Annotated in this window: 17 protein-coding genes and 1 pseudogene; 8 read left to right on the top strand and 10 right to left on the bottom strand. The window is 57.9% G+C overall.

What is annotated here, in order from left to right; all coding sequences use genetic code 11:
* Positions 1-98 precede the first annotated feature (98 nt).
* On the top strand, positions 99-314 hold the full coding sequence (locus OKW26_RS23440) for a hypothetical protein (RefSeq protein WP_184062848.1): 216 nt from the start codon (positions 99-101) through the stop codon (positions 312-314).
* Between the two features lie 168 nt (positions 315-482).
* Positions 483-2,050, top strand: a protein-coding gene (locus OKW26_RS23445; RefSeq protein ID WP_429353521.1) for an IS3 family transposase whose coding sequence is annotated in 2 segments (ribosomal slippage) — positions 483-921 and positions 921-2,050 — 1,569 coding nt in all. Because the reading frame shifts where the segments join, the coding sequence is not laid out codon by codon here.
* A 116-nt stretch (positions 2,051-2,166) separates the two neighbouring features.
* Here OKW26_RS23445 and OKW26_RS23450 read toward each other — a convergent pair.
* From OKW26_RS23450 to OKW26_RS23460, 3 genes are all read right to left on the bottom strand, one after another.
* Positions 2,167-2,838 (bottom strand): GntR family transcriptional regulator, encoded by a 672-nt coding sequence (locus tag OKW26_RS23450; protein ID WP_429355389.1) that lies wholly within the window; start codon positions 2,836-2,838, stop codon positions 2,167-2,169.
* Between the two features lie 143 nt (positions 2,839-2,981).
* The gene (locus OKW26_RS23455) at positions 2,982-3,680 is read right to left on the bottom strand and encodes a GntR family transcriptional regulator (RefSeq protein ID WP_184062844.1); all 699 of its coding nucleotides are present in this window, start codon (positions 3,678-3,680) and stop codon (positions 2,982-2,984) included.
* Between the two features lie 1,059 nt (positions 3,681-4,739).
* Positions 4,740-5,285 (bottom strand): tripartite tricarboxylate transporter substrate-binding protein, encoded by a 546-nt coding sequence (locus tag OKW26_RS23460; RefSeq protein WP_184062842.1) that lies wholly within the window; start codon positions 5,283-5,285, stop codon positions 4,740-4,742.
* Positions 5,286-5,451: 166 nt separating this feature from the next.
* Here OKW26_RS23460 and OKW26_RS23465 point away from each other — a divergent pair, with 166 nt between their 5' ends.
* The gene (locus OKW26_RS23465; protein WP_429352295.1) at positions 5,452-6,474 is read left to right on the top strand and encodes an IS30 family transposase; all 1,023 of its coding nucleotides are present in this window, start codon (positions 5,452-5,454) and stop codon (positions 6,472-6,474) included.
* A gap of 34 nt (positions 6,475-6,508) precedes the next feature.
* On the opposite strand, the gene OKW26_RS23470 is transcribed toward OKW26_RS23465, so the two are convergent.
* The 7 genes and pseudogenes from OKW26_RS23470 to OKW26_RS23500 all read right to left on the bottom strand — a co-directional run bounded on the left by OKW26_RS23470 (position 6,509) and on the right by OKW26_RS23500 (position 12,229).
* The gene (locus OKW26_RS23470; protein WP_311734868.1) at positions 6,509-7,054 is read right to left on the bottom strand and encodes a flavin reductase family protein; all 546 of its coding nucleotides are present in this window, start codon (positions 7,052-7,054) and stop codon (positions 6,509-6,511) included.
* A 93-nt stretch (positions 7,055-7,147) separates the two neighbouring features.
* Positions 7,148-7,819 carry a 4-carboxy-4-hydroxy-2-oxoadipate aldolase/oxaloacetate decarboxylase gene (locus OKW26_RS23475; protein WP_184062839.1) on the bottom strand — a complete coding sequence of 224 codons (672 nt, stop codon included), beginning with the start codon at positions 7,817-7,819 and terminating at the stop codon, positions 7,148-7,150.
* Positions 7,816-8,493 carry an RraA family protein gene (locus tag OKW26_RS23480; RefSeq protein ID WP_184062837.1) on the bottom strand — a complete coding sequence of 226 codons (678 nt, stop codon included), beginning with the start codon at positions 8,491-8,493 and terminating at the stop codon, positions 7,816-7,818. Before OKW26_RS23480 ends, OKW26_RS23475 begins: the two co-directional genes overlap by 4 nt.
* A gap of 2 nt (positions 8,494-8,495) precedes the next feature.
* The gene (locus OKW26_RS23485) at positions 8,496-9,158 is read right to left on the bottom strand and encodes an RraA family protein (protein WP_184062835.1); all 663 of its coding nucleotides are present in this window, start codon (positions 9,156-9,158) and stop codon (positions 8,496-8,498) included.
* Between the two features lie 15 nt (positions 9,159-9,173).
* Positions 9,174-10,175: a protocatechuate 3,4-dioxygenase gene (locus OKW26_RS23490; protein WP_184062833.1), complete on the bottom strand. Its 1,002-nt coding sequence runs from the start codon at positions 10,173-10,175 to the stop codon at positions 9,174-9,176.
* Positions 10,176-10,201: 26 nt separating this feature from the next.
* Positions 10,202-11,215, bottom strand: a complete 1,014-nt coding sequence (locus OKW26_RS23495; protein WP_027197812.1) for an amidohydrolase family protein — start codon at positions 11,213-11,215, stop codon at positions 10,202-10,204.
* A 56-nt stretch (positions 11,216-11,271) separates the two neighbouring features.
* Positions 11,272-12,229: pseudogene (locus OKW26_RS23500) on the bottom strand (PDR/VanB family oxidoreductase).
* A 211-nt stretch (positions 12,230-12,440) separates the two neighbouring features.
* Here OKW26_RS23500 and OKW26_RS23505 point away from each other — a divergent pair.
* From OKW26_RS23505 to OKW26_RS23525, 5 genes are all read left to right on the top strand, one after another.
* Entirely contained in the window at positions 12,441-13,571 is a 1,131-nt protein-coding gene (locus tag OKW26_RS23505) for a glycosyl hydrolase (RefSeq protein ID WP_429355390.1), read from the top strand.
* 72 nt (positions 13,572-13,643) lie between these two features.
* Positions 13,644-14,828 (top strand): acyl-CoA dehydrogenase family protein, encoded by a 1,185-nt coding sequence (locus OKW26_RS23510; protein ID WP_429355391.1) that lies wholly within the window; start codon positions 13,644-13,646, stop codon positions 14,826-14,828.
* Between the two features lie 9 nt (positions 14,829-14,837).
* Positions 14,838-15,143, top strand: a complete 306-nt coding sequence (locus OKW26_RS23515; protein WP_184062819.1) for a hypothetical protein — start codon at positions 14,838-14,840, stop codon at positions 15,141-15,143.
* 64 nt (positions 15,144-15,207) lie between these two features.
* Positions 15,208-16,461, top strand: coding sequence for a Rieske 2Fe-2S domain-containing protein (locus OKW26_RS23520; RefSeq protein ID WP_429355392.1), 1,254 nt, complete (start codon positions 15,208-15,210; stop codon positions 16,459-16,461).
* A 7-nt stretch (positions 16,462-16,468) separates the two neighbouring features.
* A complete protein-coding gene (locus OKW26_RS23525) occupies positions 16,469-17,263 on the top strand; it encodes an amidohydrolase family protein (protein WP_429355393.1) in 795 nt (264 codons plus the stop codon).
* Positions 17,264-17,287 lie beyond the last annotated feature (24 nt).

The following is a 17,287-nucleotide window of genomic DNA, read 5'->3' on the forward strand; positions in this document are numbered from 1 at the left end:
GGACATCCACGATCCTGCCAGGGTCTCGCAATGGGTGCGCCTATATGATGAGGGCGCTGCAGATGCTCTGATGCGCCGCCGACGATGGCGTCCAAAAAATGCCCAAGACCCGGCGTGACCTGCCTGTTGAAGAGAAAGCTGCCGATACGCGATCACGCGAAGAACAACTCAGGGAACTCGTGTATCTGCGGATGGAGGCGGCGTATCTGAAAAAGCTCGATGCGCTGTCCAGGGGAAAAAACCAAACAGCACAAAAGAAAAACACGCAAATCGTGAAGGGCTGCGGACTGGGCATCCGCTTGCCGCACTACTGAAAATCGCGGGACTGGGCGGTGAGCGCGTATCACCGCACGGATAATGCTGACAACGCCATGAAGCCACCATGAATGCCAACATCGTGTCCAGCGGCAAGGTACCCCCCGCGTCACAATGGTTGTCGCCTGGATAAAATTGGAATCTGGGGGCGATAAAGAGAGAACAAGTTGGCGCGTTACGGAAAGACATTCAAGGACAGGGCAGTGGCGCGGTTGCTGCCGCCGGAGAGCGCATCAGTGGAAGAGGTTGCGCGAGAGATCGGTGTGGGCGCGCAGACGCTGGAGCGCTGGCGCAGTGATGCGCTGTCCATGCCCGCTCGCGAGCGGGCCTGGACAGCGGCCGCGCGTTTCGAAGCGGTGTTGAGCACGGCAGCGATGGACGAGACGGCCCGCAATGCGTGGTGCCGCGAGCATGGCGTGTATCCGCAGGAACTGGCGCAGTGGCGGCAAGCGGCCACGCAGGCGCTGGCCGAGCCCGAAGAGGCCCGTGCGAGTCCACAGCAGACGAAGCAGGACCAGCGTCGCATCAAGGAACTGGAACGCGAACTGCGGCGCAAGGAGAAAGCACTGGCCGAGGCAGCCGCATTGCTGGTTCTTTCAAAAAAACTCGGGGCGATCTTCAACACGGACAAGGGCGAGGACGAATGATCGGCCTCGAAGATCGCCAGTTCCTGGCCCGGGAAATCGATTCGGCAAGACTGGCTGGCGCACGGTTGCGCCTGGCCTGCGAGGTGGCCGGAATCGACGTGCGTACCCTGCAGCGCTGGAGGGCCAATCAAGGGCTCGTCACTGGCGACGCCAGGCCCGGCGCGATGCGCCTGCTGCCCGCGCACACCTTGAGCCCGGAGGAGCGGGAAAACGTGCTGCGCGTAGCCAGCGAGCCGCGCTTTGCCGACATGCCACCGGCGCGCATCGTGCCGATGCTGGCTGACGAAGGCGTGTATATCGCCAGCGAATCGACCTTTGCACGCGTGCTGCGCGAGCATGGGCAGATGAGGCGCCGTGGCCGTGCCAGAACGCCTTCGAGCGGCCGGCCGCCGACCACGCACGTTGCAACCGCGCCGCGCCAGGTGTGGTGCTGGGACATGACCTATTTGCCGGCAACGGTCACAGGGCGATGGTTCCACCTGTACCTGATTCTGGACCTGTACAGCCGCAAGATTGTCGGCTGGGAGGTGCACGACAGCGACGCGGCCGAACACGCTGCTCATCTCGTACGTCGTACGGCGCTCTCCGAAGGCATTGCCGCCCTTGAGGCCCGGCCGGTGCTGCACGGCGATAACGGGGCGACGCTGAAGGCCACTACCGTGCTGGCGATGCTGCACTGGCTGGGCATCAAGCCGTCGTACTCGCGCCCCCGGGTCAGCGACGACAACGCCTATGCCGAGGCGCTGTTCCGAACCGCGAAGTACCGGCCGGAGTTTCCGGTCACAGGCTTCGAGGACCTGAGCGCTGCTCGCACCTGGGCTGCCGGCTTCGTGCAGTGGTACAACTTCGAGCATCGTCATAGTGGCATCCGCTACGTGACGCCTGCGCAGCGTCACGCCGGTGACGATCGTGCGCTTCTCGCCGCTCGGCATGCACTGTACGAGAGGGCCCGCGAGCGCAATCCGGCCCGCTGGTCGCGCCACACGCGCAACTGGACACCGGTTGGTGCCGTGACGCTTAACCCCGAACGCGACTCAGTCGTCGAGATGGCGTCGATCAGCGCAAATAAACAGCCTCTGGCTGCATGAGTGAGGCGACAACTTGCTTGACGCGCGCCGGGTACCGTGGGGCCGAACACCTCCTGTACACGACGTTCCAATCAAATGAGCGTAAGGGGGCACAGATTGCGGCCCTCCTTTCGTTTTTAGGCCCCTCTAGCGGCCAGTACCCTCACCAGTCCTTCCAAAACCACTGAACGCCCTTGATCATAGGCTGCAAGCAGATGAACTCTGTCCCGACTTTCCAGTGCCTGCACCAATCGCGCTTCGATATCTGCCCGGCGATGTTCCGGACTTGCCGAGACATCCGCGGCCAGCGCACGATAGCGATCCGACAAACGCATCAAACGCAGGATTTCTAGCTTGATCACCTTGTGTGGAGACAGTTCGAAAATCGTGTCGTGGAAAGCACGGTGCTTTTCGATCCAGCCATCGCGATTACCCGCCGCCAGCAACTCCGTGAGATCTGTAAGCATTCGCTTGAGCAGCGTCAGCTGCTCGGGCGTAGGCCACTCGATCGTGCTCAGCAGTTCTGCCTCAAGCAGTTGACGCATCCGATATAGTTGTCGGGCCTCATCACTTGACAACTGTGCGACAAAGAATCCACGATTCGGATCGTGCTCAATGATGCCTTCTGCCGCCAAGAGCTTCAGTGCTTCCCGGATCGGAACGCGGCTGATCCCGAATCGATCAGCAAGTTCCGACTGCCGCAGTTGGAGGCCCGGTGCTAACACCCCTCGATTAATCAGCTTGCGCGTCTCTGCGGCCACGTGAGCCGGAAAATCAACGGTGTCCGTTTCGCGAAGTGCGGTGACCATCTACTCCCCACCAAAACGAAATACATTTTGGTCTTATATATCAAGATTCGAACTTCCGAGTATCTCTCGTTGGCAAAATGAAGAAAAGCCCTTTTCTGTTCAGGATTCCGACAGCAGATCACTCACGGTGCCGTTTTTTTCGTTTATTCCCGGGCCGCAAGCACTATCATCAACCCGTCAAGAACCACCGTTCGCCCTTTCTCATAAGTTGAGAGCAGCAATTCCCGGTCTTTGCTTTCCAAAGCGTTCACGAGTTTTGCTTCGATATTAGCGTTACGATTTTGCGGATGCGCTGAAATATCGGCAGCCAGCGCCCGATAACGATCGGTGAGTCGCAACAATCGTAGGACTTCCCGTTTAATCACTTTATTAGGCGAGAGGTTGAAAATCTTATCGTGAAGTGTGCGGTGTAATTCGATCCACCCCTCACGATTACCGGCTTGAATCAATTCTTCAAGCCGGGACAGTAAGCCCTTGAATTCCCTGATCTGCGCGGATGTGGGCCATTCAACCGTCATGAGCAACTCTGCTTCGAGGAGTTGGCGCATCCAATACAACTGTCGGGCCTCACCGCTCGACAACTGAGCGACGAAAAATCCACGATTCGGATCGTGTTCGATGATGCCTTCCGCCGCCAGTAGTTTCAATGCCTCACGCACCGGCACACGGCTGATGCCGAAACGTTCCGCGAGGTCCGACTGTCGTAGTTGAAAGCCGGGCGCGAGCGTTCCCCTATTGATCAGTTTTCGCGTCTCTGACGCCACCTGAGCTGGAAAGTCAATGCCATCCACTTCCGGGACGGTAGCGATAGGAGTTCGGCCTGGTGTCGGAATCGCATTCATTTTAGTATTATATCTGAGAATCTTCGCCTGACAACGTTGTCAGGCGATTCGGTGATCGACCGTTAGAAGGTCTTATAAACTCCCGGCCAGGAAAAGCGCAGAGCCTGGCCAACGGAGATAATCGGGTGAGGAATGGTACTTCTGCGCGCCGTATAGCTGACGTTGATGAACGAGAACGCGCCACAGCGTCGCTATGCCCCGCGCGAGATGTTCAACACTCCTTGCTGGGTTGTGGGCTGGTGCATCGTGACGCTTGTTGCTTGCCCAATGACTTTCGAGCGTGGGAGTCGTCGAACAGCAGACGCAGCGCTGGGTTGAGGAGGCTGTCTCGATGCGATAGACAATGACCTGTGTTCGATCGTCCGGGTCGCGCAGGAGCGCAGTGGTAAATCGAGCGCGGTCTTTGTGGACGGTCGACCTACGCGAGAGCGCCACGTGCGGGTCACGACGGCTACAAACGAAAATGCGGCGGCGAGGTCCACGCGAACGCAGCTTTGCTGGCTCAACTGCGTCCGCTGGCTGAGCCAGACGCGCAGTCATTTATACCCTGGAATTGGCTTGCGCAAAAAACTTGGTTACCACCGCCCGCAAATTCGCCACGCTGCACTGTCAATGTGGAGAAGCGTGAAGGACTTTATGTCCGCATAGATGAAAGTACGTCTGTTCAGAGACATTTCGGCCAGTGCCAGATGTAGCAGTCGAGGCCCCAAACAGAAACTTCCCCGTTCGTCCTGCGCCACCGATCCGGTGCTGCGTAGGCTACAAATGTATCGGTAGGCTGGTACTGCGCGACATGTTCAAGTGTGTCGAAATCTCCTGCTGGCGAAGTGCGAAACATTCTTCCACGGCACCGGTGGCGCATGCGTGATCCGAATGCCAAACGCCGCCAAGATCACGCTTTCATTGCAACCTGGTCACGCAAAAGCCAGCTCATTACGACCTTGGGTTTAAGCGTCTTATCCAGCTTCGCCATGAAAAACCCCAAGGGTCGGATTTATCTCCAATTCTTGGGGTTCAGTGCAACGATAGGGGTTTTCTATGTTGCACCGTGGTTTCAGATCAGTACACGAAGCCGGGCATCACTTCGCTCGCAGTGGGAACATCCTTGATCTCGGGGATACGCGCCGAACCAAAGACCACCAGGGGACGCATCTGACCTTTCTTGATGTACGGGGCTGCGACATCGTACGGAACCGGGATCACCTGCACCTTCGCTTTCATCAAACCGTCGATTTCCTCTGCGGTATCCTTGTACGATAACTTGACCATGCGAACACCGTTACGCTTTTGCAATGTGGTCATCGCGGTCAGGTCGCGCGTACCGTCAGCCGTCGTACCGAAGGTGTAGCAATCCGGATTATCTTTCAGGCGACTAATCAGATCCGCGTAGTCCTTGATGTCGGTTCCGGACACGCCTTTGCCGATTTCAGCGACCAGAACAACACCCGTGGGCGCACCAACCGGGGCTGCCGCTGCCGGCTTAGCCGCAGGTGCAGCAATAGGTGCAGGTGCCGGTTTGGCAGGTGTACTCGCGAGGGCGACGCCCGAGATCAGTGCGCCCGCTGCGAGGACTGCCGAGAGGAAGAGTTTCCGGTTCAGTTTCAAGATCAATTGTCTCCAAGTATTCTAAAGGATGCCTGAAAGGCGGCTAACAATAATGCATTTTGTGATTAACAAAATCGCATCATATCTTGCGTGCGGAATAATGCGGGCCGTACCTCCTTAGTCTCTAGTTCCAAGTGCAACACCTTGAATGAGGTAGGGTGTTGCGATGAAGAAGAACTACAAGCATTTGAGTGCGGAAGAACGCGCGGCGATCATGATCGAACATCAAAAGGGCGGCAGCATAAGAACTATTGCGGGGCTGCTGGGGCGCAGCGCTTCGACGGTGTCGCGCGAACTGGCGCGTAATTGCAGCGTGGACGCGCCGCGCTACTGTGCGACGCAGGCGGCCTCGGCCTATCGGCTGCGTCGTCGGCGCTGCGTACGGCCGCGCAAGTTGATCGAAGGCAGCGCGCTTTATCGGCATGTGCATGATCACCTGGTCTACTGGCGCTGGTCGCCGCAGCAAATCGCTGCCAAACTGCGGGCCATGTATCCAGACGACCCAAGTCAGCACGTCAGCCACGAGACGGTCTATGCTGCCATTTACACGTATGCACGTGGCTCGCTGAAACCAGCCATGATCGCAGCCTTGCGCCAAGAAAAACCGGCGCGCGGAAATCGGCGCACGACGCTTGCTGGCGGCAGCTATGTTCCCGAGGATTTGCGCATCCAATATCGCCCCGAGCAGATCGAGCAACGGCTGTTGCCGGGGCACTGGGAGGGCGACTTCATCAAGGGTGCGTTTAATCGTTCCGCCGTGGGCACGCTGGTCGAACGCAAGACGCGCTTCGTGATTCTGTGCCGCATGGATGGCTGTACGGCCAGGAATGCGCTGGAAGGCTTCTCGCGGCAAATGAAGAAGTTGCCGGCCTTTCTTCGCGAGAGCCTGACCTACGATCGGGGAACGGAAATGGCCTGCCATGTCGAGCTCTCCAGGCGGCTCAATATCGATATCTGGTTTGCTGATCCGCATGCGCCCTGGCAGCGCGGCAGCAATGAGAACACCAACGGCTTGCTGCGTCAGTTTCTGCCAAAGGGCACAGACCTTTCGACGCTCTCGCAGACCCAACTCAATGACATCGCCAAATTGCTTAACGGGCGGCCTCGCCAGACGCTCGGCTGGGACTCCCCCGAGGAAGCAATGGCTAAAGAGTTAGAGAAGGCTGGATTAGCTAAACGTTGCACTTGACTCTTGAGACTGCCCTCCATCTGAAATTTTTGGATTAGTCGGACCCCCAGTTGGAGATCCACAGTAAATCATGGAAATCGACGGCTCTATTCGCCTGAAATTCGCCGTAAGAGCCTTGGGAATACAGCAGCGGCGTCGTTGCGTCGCCATTAATGGCAGTGCCTTCGACATGCCCAAAAATCACGGCGTGGGTACCAATCTCAATGATGCGTTCGACGCTGCAATCGAAATTGACCATAGTATTGGCCAAAGCCGGAGCCCCCGTCTTAATACGATTCCACGTCCCTGCCTGAAACTTTTCTTGCGGCGAAATGGGTCGCGAGAACCGCTGCGCCAATTCCCGCTCACTGCGCGCCAGAACGTTGACGACGAAGTTGCCAGTGGCCTGCACGTGCGCCAGAGACGAGTTTGCACGATTGATACAGACCAGCAGAATAGGAGGCGCTGCACTAACAGACGTCACAGCGGTTGCGGTCATGCCGGCAAGCGGTCCGTCCGTGTCCGAACCGGTAGTGATCAAACATACGTGCCCGGTCAAACAGCGCATGGCGCGTTTGAATTCGGATTCTTCTATGCTCACCTCACCCTCCAATCAAAAAACCAGACGGAGAAAATGGAGGGGTGGCGTTTTTTCGGGGCGCCACCCATGCTATAGACGCGAGTCTCAGCCGGTTTATTGATCCCAACCGAAGATACTGAGCGTGCTCTCGCCCGCTTCCATTCGCTTCATCTGCTGTGCTTCTGCTGCTTCGCGTGCTTCGGATGCAATGATCACCTCGGCGATTCGCTCACGCGGGATGCACACGACGCCGTCTTCATCACCAACGATCAGGTCACCTGCATTTATAGTGACATCGTCGAATCGAATCGGGGCGTTGATCCAACCTCTGGCGCCGAAATCTTTTCCTGTGCCACGGATACAAAGACCGCGAGCGAAAACGGGAAACCCGATCTCGGACAGCAGTCGCTGATCACGAACACAGCCGTTAATGACGAGACCGGCAAGCCCCCGAACCTTTGCGGCCGTTGACATGATCTCGCCCCAGTACCCGTGTTCATATGCTTCGCTTACGGAGACGACCAGGACATCACCTGGTTGTGCTCCGTAAATCGCACGGTGAAGCCAAAGGTTATCGCCACCGGGCGAATGGACGGTCACAGCTGGGCCGCAAATCTTGAAGCCGGGCGCGACAGGCTTAATTTCATAAGGCAGGACGCCGATCTTTCCGGCAGCCTCGTGAAGCGTTGCTGCCGGCAATTTCGCGGCGGCGTCAAGCAAATTGACGTCCGGTCGCTCGATAGCGAGACGCGTGGTCTCATGACGATTGAAAACCGGGCCCGTCATGCCTCTTCTCCAGTCCGACGCGTTTGCAGTTGATGGTACTTGAACTGTTTGCGAGCCTCGTCTAGCCGCATACCCGTTGCCACAGACCGTCGGATTGCATTTTCCGCGGCATCGATTTCTTCAGCAGCAGCAAGCACGCGTTCTTCGTGTTCCTTCGGAATCGAGATCACGCCGTCCGCGTCACCGCGCAGCAGATCGCCCGGAGCAACGCGCACGTTACCGATATTCACCGGAACGTTGGTGGCTTCGACCTGCACGCGATCCTTGCCCGTGCGCATCCAGTTATCCTTGGAGAAAACCGGGTAACCGAGCGACAGGCACAGGTGTACGTCACGATTTATGCCGTCGATTACGGTACCAGCGATACCACGGCGATGAGCGATCTCGGTCAGGATGTCGCCCCATACCGTTGCGTCTTCGCGACCACCGTTGTCGAGGACGATGACCGAACCCGGCGGAACGTCGTCGATGAAGTCACCCACGGTGCCTGCGGGCGAAGCGGCGGGGCCGTAGAGAATCGTGAATGCCCGACCGGCCATTCGGAACGACGAATCACGCGGCTTGATCTTGTAGCACTGACCGTTCAGGCCCAATCGGTCCAGTGCGTCGCTCAGGGTCGCCGTTTCGAGTTTCGCTGCGCGGGCAACATTCTTGTCTTGTTCGATTTCGGACATGGTTAATCCTTAAGCATAAATTCGTAGTTGCCACCCATGACTTCATGGATCGGCGTGTCCGCCAGTAGTGCCTTCGCCATCAAGGCTTCGCGTGCGACGATCGATTCAGCAGTCTCGACCACCCTGGCGATGTTTGCCTTGCTGATGAAAATCACGGCGCTGCTGTCGGCGATCACGTAGTCGCCGGCTTCCACTGCGGCCCCGAAGACTTCAATGGGGACGTTCACGCCCTTTTCGACGATACGGCCACGAGCGGTGAGCGCCGTGAACTTGTTTGTGAACACCGGCAGGCCCATCTCGCGGGATTCGTCGATATCGCGAACCGGACCGTCAGCGATCACGCCCGCGATACCGCGAACCTTGGCACCCAGCGACAGGATGCCGCCCCACGAACCGGCTTCAATACCGGTGCGCTGCTCGACAACGATCACATCGTCGGAGTTGCCGAGTTCGATCGCGGTGGTGCCCAGATGACGCGGCGGGCCGGGAGGCGGATCACCAACACCGAGTTTCATCGTGATAACGCGACCTGCGATGCGCTTCGTGCCTGAGGCTTGGGCGACGCCGCTCACGACGCCGGACAAGCCGAGTTTATCGAGTGCGTCCGAGACTGCGCAGCAGTCCAGCCGACGAAGGCGGTGGATCAATTCGTCTTTGGTTGCCATATATTTGATGTTTCCTTATTCGGACTGCGGCTTCCAGTACACAAAGCCCATGGCGTTGCCGGTACCGGCTTCGCTGCGATAGCAGGGCACATAGTCGACCACCGTCATGTCGAAGGCGAGTTCATCCATCATGCCGGCGACGGGAATCCAGTTCTTGATTTCCGATGTACCCGCCTGGAAGATTTCTTCGCCCAACGCGAATACCGGCGTGAGGTCGTGGTTCTTCATCGCGTCGAGAATCAGATTGTCGACGCGCTCGTCAATGACGAAGTGCGTCAGACCACCGGAAGCGATGACAGCTACACGTGCGTCCGAATCCCACGATTCGATGGCGCGAGCAATCGATGCACCGAAAGCGTGGCAGCGTGCGACTGTCGGTTGATTCGGCGGATAGAACGTATTGACAAACACCGGCACGGTCGGAACGACCTGGTCTTTCATCAGCTGGCGGAACACGAAGCCGTATGCATGCGGCGTTTCCGTTTCTGACAAGCGGCCAAGAGCGGCCACGTCAAAGTTGTCGGCGATCGCGTTCTTGATAATGTGCTTTGCAAGCTCTGGAACGCCTTCATGCGTGGCAGTTTCCGGCTTGTAACCCGGCATCGAATGGCGCACGCCCGGAGGCATTTGCATCAATTTATCGTGACTGATCATGTTGTTCACGATCGTCGGGCCGTGCATGACGCCGAATGCGGGAATGCAATCAGTGGTGAAAATTTCCATCTGATCGTTGCCGACAATGACAACGACGTCAGCTTTGGCCTCAGCCAGCACCCGCGCCATTTCCTCGATAGCCGCCCGGCACTGGGCATGGCGCTCCTTCCACTTCTCCGGCGTGATCTGATCCGCGAGGTTCTCGCTACGGCGATATTCAACGAGTTCATCGAAGGCCCATTCGCGGCCTTCGAAATCATGCTTGCTCAGTCGATCATCAGGTACGCGAGCGCCCCAGGTCTCCGGTGGCGTGATGAGCATGGGGCCATGCGAAGTTCCCATTCCCAATACGATTTTTGCCATGATTTCGAGTCCTGTGGGCGTCGGGATTATTCGTAATCCGCGAGGTTGAGCTTAAAGAAGTCGCGAGCGTTCCCGAAGAAGATTGCATCCTTCTCTGCTTTCGACAGCCAGTCGAAGCTTTCGATATACGGCTTGATGTCGTCGAAAGTGCGGCCGGTGTCCGGGTTGATAGCCGAACCCACGCCCGGGCACTCAGCGCCGAACATGCAGCGGTCAGCGCCAACCGTCTTGATCAGTAGACGCAGCGATTCTTCGGAGTAGAGCACGGTGTCGTAGTACAGATTTCGCATGCCCTCGAGGAAGTTGCGGCCGGCACGCGAGGCGCCCGACTGGAAACGGCCGATCTGGTAGGGGATCGAACCGCCGCCGTGCGACACCATGATCTTCAGATTCGGAAAGTCCTTGAAGACGTTCGAATTGACGAGGTTGAACACCGCGATCGTTTCTTCGTTAATGAAGTGAACGGTGTACGGCGAACGAGCCGACTGCGAGCCAGTAGCGTGGATGTGCGCCGGTACGTCGAGTTCGCACAGTTTCTCGTACAGCGGGTACCAGTAACGATCACCGAGACCGGGGGCTTCGACGCCGCTGTTTTCGAATGGGTCGGGATTCAGCAGTACGCCCTTGAAGCCCAGTTCCTTGACGCAGCGCTCCAGTTCCGGCAGCACGACCTCGATCGGGTCGCCCGACACTTGCGGCAGGCCGCCGACTCCGATGAAACGCTTCGGCAGCAGCTTGACAGTGCGCGAGATGATGTTGTTGGTTTCTTCCGTGAACCAGTGCACGAGCTTGCCCGGCTTCTGGCTGTGCATCATCTGGAACGGACGCGGCGACATCAGCTGGACGTTCGTGCCGACGCGGTCGAGCATGTCGAGGTGGCCAACCGGCGCCATTTCCTTCTTGTTGGCGTAGTGCAGGATTTCCTCGTCGGTCACCTCCGGCATCTTGCGACCGTGTTCGCCCCGATGCGACAGAATGTGTGCCTTGTAGACCCACAATTCTGCGGGTGCGCTGACGTGACCGTGGCAATCAATAATCACTTACGTGTCTCCTTGATTAACGTGATGGTGGGTGCCCGTAGGCACACGGGTGTTTGTTACAGATCGAGGACGAGACGATCGCCCTTGCAGCCAGAACAGCAGATAATCATCGTCTTGTTCGAAGCCTTTTCGGGCTCCGACAGAATGGCGTCGCGGTGATCCGGCTCACCTTCCAGCACGCGGACTTCACATGCACCGCATACGCCTTCTTCGCACGAGTATGAGATCGGTACACCGGCTTCGCGCACGACGTTGAGAATCGTCTTGCCTTGAGGGACGGTGAGCGTCTTGCCGCTCTTACGCAGTTCAACGACGTAGTTGCCATCGAGTGCGGCTTCGTGTTTGGCACTGAAGTACTCGACGTGGACTTGTTCAGGGGGCAAAGTCGAGCAAGCCTTTTCGAATGCTTCGAGCATCGGGCCCGGGGCCGCAGCAATAGAAATGGGCCGACGCCGGCTCCCGCTTCACCACGTCTTCGATATTCAGAAACGTGCCGACTTCTGCGTCGACGTGAACGAGCGAACCTTCGAACGTCTTCAATTCTTCAGCGTAGGCGACGTCAACCCGGTCTCGGCACGAATAATAGATACGCGGCGACTTTCCGATTTCCTTCAGGCGACGCGCCATACACAGAATAGGCGTGATCCCGATACCACCGGCAACCAGAATCGTGTGCTTAGCGTCTTCGTCGAGGGGGAAGTTGTTGCGCGGGGTTTCGACCTGCACGAGGTCGCCGACACGCATCGTTTCGTGGATGTAGCGGGAGCCACCACGCGACTGCGGGTCGAGTTTGACGCCAATCACGTACGAACGCTGCGTCAGGCTATTGCTGGACTCAAGGAGGGAGTACTGACGCGTCAATCCGTTCGGCAGGATCAGTGCGACGTGCGAACCCGCGTCAGCGGCGGGCAGACGCTCGCCCTCGGGGTCTTCAAAGGTCAGAGCCAGCGTGTTGCGCGCTAAATATTGACTCGCCGTCAAGCGCAGAGTCATCACTTCATTAAGTTCAGTCATCTCACCTCCAAAATCATAGAACGCGCGGAACCCTGCGAATGGGGGGCAGGCATCACACATCACGCTTCCTCAGTCACCAATCATTGAAAGTTTCTTGCCAACCGTTTGACGCGTAATTCTTTTTTGCATATTATTTCGTCTGAGCGGGAAAAAGTCAAAGACAGGCGACATCACATGGGGTATTCCCTAGGGAGGAGAAATGATTGCAGTTTTGACCACCAACGGTGGAACCGTTACGCACGGTGATGGCGCGGCAACGACGCTACTGGTTGCTACGATTCGCGGCATGCTCGTATTCGAGCGTGAAGACGCCAGTGCCCCGTGGGATCTCACGCGCACGACGCTGGAAGATCGCCACGTGAGCGCGTTGCTCTATGTTCCGGGTGCGGGCCTGTTGTTCGCGGGCGCACACGGCCAAGGCAGTCTCGTGGTCTCGAAGGACTTGGGCCTGACGTGGGAACCAGCCAACAATGGCCTGAAGAGCACGCATATTTATACGATGGCGCAGCAGGAGCGCGACGGGAAGACCGTCCTGTTCCTGGGCACTGAGCCGTCCGCGCTTTATCGCAGCGACGATCTGGGTGCTTCGTGGGTCGAAATTCCCGAAATGATGACGGTGCCGGACCAGGACAGGTGGACGTTCCCGCCGCCCCCGCATATCGCACACGTCAAGAATATTTCGTTTCACCCGGCCGAACCCGAAACGCTTTATGTCTGTATTGAACAGGGCGCGCTTCTCAAGACTACCGACGACGGCAAGACGTGGAACGAGCCGCGGTCGTACGAATCGGAAAACGACAAGTTCTACCACGACAACCACCGCGTGGTGATCCGCCCGTCGAATCCGAAACAGATCTTCATGTGCGGCGGCGAAGGCCTGCATTACAGCGCAGACGCTGGCGAGACCTGGGTTCACCTGATGACGCGTCAAGACCTTATCGGTTATCCCGACGCCATGTTTATCGACCCGCGCAACGAGAACGTCCTGTATCTCGGTGGACCGGGTAACGCACCGCGCGATTGGGGCGCCCGTAAGTCGGCGAACGCAACTGTTCTCAAGAGCACCGATGGTGGCGTTACCTGGAAACATATGCGTAACGGTCTGCCCGAGGAAATTATCGGCAACATCGAGGGTATGGGTATGTACCGTTGGGATGACAAGATCATGCTCATCGCCGGTACGGCAACGGGCGAAATCTATGCGACGGAAAACGACGGCGAAAGCTGGTACGTCGTCTCCGAAGACGTTCCGCCGATCTCGAAGGGCGGTCACTATCGCTGGTTCCTCGACGCCAAGGAACGTATGACCGTCGAAGATCGTTATGGTCGCAACGAACACTGAGCGATATCTAAGCAAAAACCATTCTGCACGCCGGCCACGTTCCGGCGCACCAAGTCCTCCCAGGAGAATGTCTTGAGCCGTATTAACAGCCGCGAGGAAGCCCTCGATATTGCCCGTGGTTTGCATGACGCGATTCGTTCACGCGTCAAACAGACCGAAAGCGACCGCGTGGTGCCCAAAGAAACGATCGATGTACTGCGCGAAACGGGTCTTTTCAACATCATCACACCGAAGACGTTTGGCGGTTCCGAACTAGGTTTCACTACGCTCGTCGAAGTTACGGCAGAAATCGCATCGGCCTGTGGCTCGACGGGTTGGGTTTTCGGCGTTCTGGCGGGTCATAGCTGGATGTTGAATCTGTTCCCGTTGCAAGCACAGCAAGACGTGCTTGGCAAAGGCCACGTATTGACGGCAACCGTGTTCCGCTTGGGCGGCACGATTACCGAAGTCGACGGCGGCTACAAACTCGTGAACGGCGACGGTCGCTTCTGTTCGGGTATCGACCACGTGCAATGGGTCATCATCGGAAACGCCGTGCAGCGTTCCGATGGGCCGCCTGAACCGCGCTTTTTCGTGATCCCGCGTTCGGATATCGAAATTGTCGATGACTGGCACACGGCTGGCCTGCGTGGCACCGGTAGCCGCACGATCAAGGTCGCGGAAGCGTTCATCCCGAAACATCGTTCGGTGTCGGTCAAAGACATGATGACGGGCAACGTCGAAGGCGCTGACGCAATGCGTGCCCCGATCTACCGGATGCCTTTCCAGAACGTCACGCCGTTCTCGCTCATCGGCGCGCCGCTGGGCATGGCACGCGCAGCACTCCGTTCGTTCGCTGAGGGTTTGGCGCCGCGTCTTCAGGCAATGCCGGCCGCTCAAATGGCGGAACAGTCGGCTACGATCGAACGCCTGGCACACGCGACGGCAGATCTCGACGCGGCCTACGCATTGATTCTCGAAGACACGCGCCGCGTCGATACGGCAGAAAGTGCAGAGTCACTGACGGCGCTCGAATGGTCGCGTATACCGCGCGACTGGGCGTATTCCGCTCAAACCGCTCGTCGCGCCGCCAACAGTGTCTTCGAAGCTGCCGGCGGCACCAGCATTTACAACGCTTCGGAGCTCCAACGTATCTGGCGCGACGTCAATTCCGCCGCCCAGCACTTTGCTTTCACGTGGGATTCGGCGCTGACGGCATTTGGCCGCCATGCGCTCGGCCTCCCACCTTCGCAGTTCGGTCCAGGTCCCAAGAAATAAGGATGAGCCATGAACGTGGATGATATTCACTCGATCGAAGATTACTCACCGCAAACGCTGCGTGAACTGATCGGGCGCGTGGAGAAGTCGAGTACGTTCGAGCACATGATTTACCGCGAATCCGAGCTCGATGAAGTCTGGCGGCTGCTCGATAACGATATCGTCGCTGCTGCACGGCAGGGCTCGAATGTGCGGGAAGTGCAGAACCTTGCTGCTCTGCGCAACCTGATTGTCGAAGCGCACGATTTCATTGGCAACGACAGCAACACCGTAGACGCGCGTGATCGATTGCTGAAGGCCGTCGAACTCGTTTAACGCTAGTGGGAGCGCATTTATCTCCCGCGCATATTCACAGATAAACAAAATCTAGGAGCAAACCATGCTTTCCCGCGAAGATAACGACGTTCTGACCCAGGTTGGTAAAGGCACGCCGAACGGCGACATGATCCGCCAATTCTGGATTCCGATGATGCTGGCGTCCGAAATCAGCGAGCCGGGCGGCAAGCCCGTGCGTGTGCGTCTGTTGGGCGAAGACCTTGTGGCGTTCCGCGATAGCGACGGCAAGGTTGGCCTGCTCGAAGAACAGTGCCCGCACCGTCGTGCGTCGCTCGCGCTGGGCGACAACTCGGACGGCGGCCTGCGTTGTCTGTATCACGGTTGGAAGTTCGCCGTCGATGGTCAGTGCATGGACACTCCGACGGAGCCGGAAGATTCGAAGCTGTGCTCGCGTATCAAGGCAGTGGCGTATCCGACTCGAGAAGTCGCTGGCGTGATCTGGACGTACATGGGCGATCCCGCGAAGGTTCCCCAATTCCCCGACTTCGATTTCCTATCGTACCCGGCGGAAAAGGTTGTTGCGTTCAAGGTACTCGAAGACTGCAACTACGCCCAAGCCGTCGAGGGCACGATCGACTCCGCACACGCAGGCGTCCTGCACCGTGAACAACCGTGGGCAGCGCCGGCCAAGTACGAACACGAACGCGATCTGCGTCCGAAGATCGAAGTCGAGTACACGCACTACGGCCTGCGCTATGCAGGCGTGCGCAATTTCCGTGAAGAAGGCAAGTTGCACGCCCGCGTCACGCAAGTGATCCTGCCGTTTTTCACGCTGATTCCGCCCGATGGATTCGGCGTGCGCAAGAACCGTCGCATGGCAAATGCATTTGTTCCGCGCGATGACGAATCGACGTGGCATATCCAGTGGTTCTTCGACGAAACGCAGCCTGTCGATATCGAATATCGTATTCAGGAAGGCGGTCACTGGCTCGATGAAAACTTCCGCAAGGAGCTCAACATCGACAACTGGTACAAGCAGGATCGCGAGGCCATGAAGACGACGTCGATGTCGGGCATCAAGGGCATCCTGACGCAGGACCACGCAGTCAGTGAAACTCAGGGCCGTATCCTCGACCGCACGAAGGAACACCTCGGCACATCGGATGTCGCGGTCGTTGCATGGCGTCGTCAGATGATCCGTGCGGCTCGTGCTTACTCGGAAAGCGGCGAATTGCCCAGCGTGCTGACGACCACGATTCCGTGGAATGAGATTCACGCTTCGACGGTGATTTTCCCGAACGATCGTACGTGGAAAGAAGAAGTACCCCTCAATCCGGAAGTCGCTCTGAAGGCCTGAGGTCCACATGATCGTCGATAGTCACGCGCATGTTTCGCCTCATTGGTATGAGCCTGTCGAGACGTTGATCGACCAAATGAATGAGTATGGCGTTGATATGGCCGTTCTCACTCAGATGATCGGACAGACGGATAACCGATATCAGCAAGACTGCGTCAAGCGATATCCGGGCCGTCTGTCGAGCGTGGCTTGGGTTGATGTCGAAGCCCCGGACGTTGCAATGACGATCGAAAACCTCGCAGCCGGTGGCGTGTCGGGTATTCGGCTTCGCCCCTCCTCGTGTCTTCCGGATGGTCGTCTTCCGGAAGCATGGCGTGCAGTCCAGGAAACTGGATTACCCGTCAGTTGCGTGGGGTCGGCGGAAGCATTCAACGCGCCGGGGTTTATCGAACTGGTTGCGAGGTTGGCAGGGACGACCATCGTCCTCGAACATCTGGGTGGCACCAGCATGCCCGTCACGACAGATGAGCAGTTAGCTATTCGTCGCCAGGTGTTCAAGCTCGCCGCCTTTCCGAATGTCATGCTCAAGGTTCCGGGGCTCGGCGAATTGATGCCTCGCGACCCGAAAACGTGGCATCTGGGCCGTCCCTTCGGGGACGCGGCGTCGCCGCTTGTCCACGAGGCGGTAGCCGCATTCGGCGCGAATCGCCTGATGTGGGGTTCCGATTTCCCAGTCGTGAGTTCTCGCGAAGGCTACGGGAATGCATTGGATCTCACCCGTATTGCACTCAATGGAATACCTGATGAGGATCTCAACGCGATCTTCGGTGGTAACGCACTTCGCGTATTTGGGAAACTCTGAGATCGAAAACGAGCAGGAGACAAA

This window comes from Paraburkholderia sp. 32, assembly GCF_050435345.1.
Taxonomy (GTDB): domain Bacteria; phylum Pseudomonadota; class Gammaproteobacteria; order Burkholderiales; family Burkholderiaceae; genus Paraburkholderia; species Paraburkholderia tuberum.

Bases quoted from the DNA above. Each gene is read 5' to 3' on its own strand.
- OKW26_RS23440 (WP_184062848.1), top strand. From the start codon at position 99: ATGCCCAAGACCCGGCGTGACCTGCCTGTTGAAGAGAAAGCTGCCGAT.
- OKW26_RS23450 (WP_429355389.1), bottom strand. From the start codon at position 2,838: ATGGTCACCGCACTTCGCGAAACGGACACCGTTGATTTTCCGGCTCAC.
- OKW26_RS23455 (WP_184062844.1), bottom strand. From the start codon at position 3,680: ATGAATGCGATTCCGACACCAGGCCGAACTCCTATCGCTACCGTCCCG.
- OKW26_RS23465 (WP_429352295.1), top strand. From the start codon at position 5,452: ATGAAGAAGAACTACAAGCATTTGAGTGCGGAAGAACGCGCGGCGATC.
- OKW26_RS23475 (WP_184062839.1), bottom strand. From the start codon at position 7,819: ATGACGGGCCCGGTTTTCAATCGTCATGAGACCACGCGTCTCGCTATC.
- OKW26_RS23480 (WP_184062837.1), bottom strand. From the start codon at position 8,493: ATGTCCGAAATCGAACAAGACAAGAATGTTGCCCGCGCAGCGAAACTC.
- OKW26_RS23485 (WP_184062835.1), bottom strand. From the start codon at position 9,158: ATGGCAACCAAAGACGAATTGATCCACCGCCTTCGTCGGCTGGACTGC.
- OKW26_RS23490 (WP_184062833.1), bottom strand. From the start codon at position 10,175: ATGGCAAAAATCGTATTGGGAATGGGAACTTCGCATGGCCCCATGCTC.
- OKW26_RS23515 (WP_184062819.1), top strand. From the start codon at position 14,838: ATGAACGTGGATGATATTCACTCGATCGAAGATTACTCACCGCAAACG.
- OKW26_RS23520 (WP_429355392.1), top strand. From the start codon at position 15,208: ATGCTTTCCCGCGAAGATAACGACGTTCTGACCCAGGTTGGTAAAGGC.
- OKW26_RS23525 (WP_429355393.1), top strand. From the start codon at position 16,469: ATGATCGTCGATAGTCACGCGCATGTTTCGCCTCATTGGTATGAGCCT.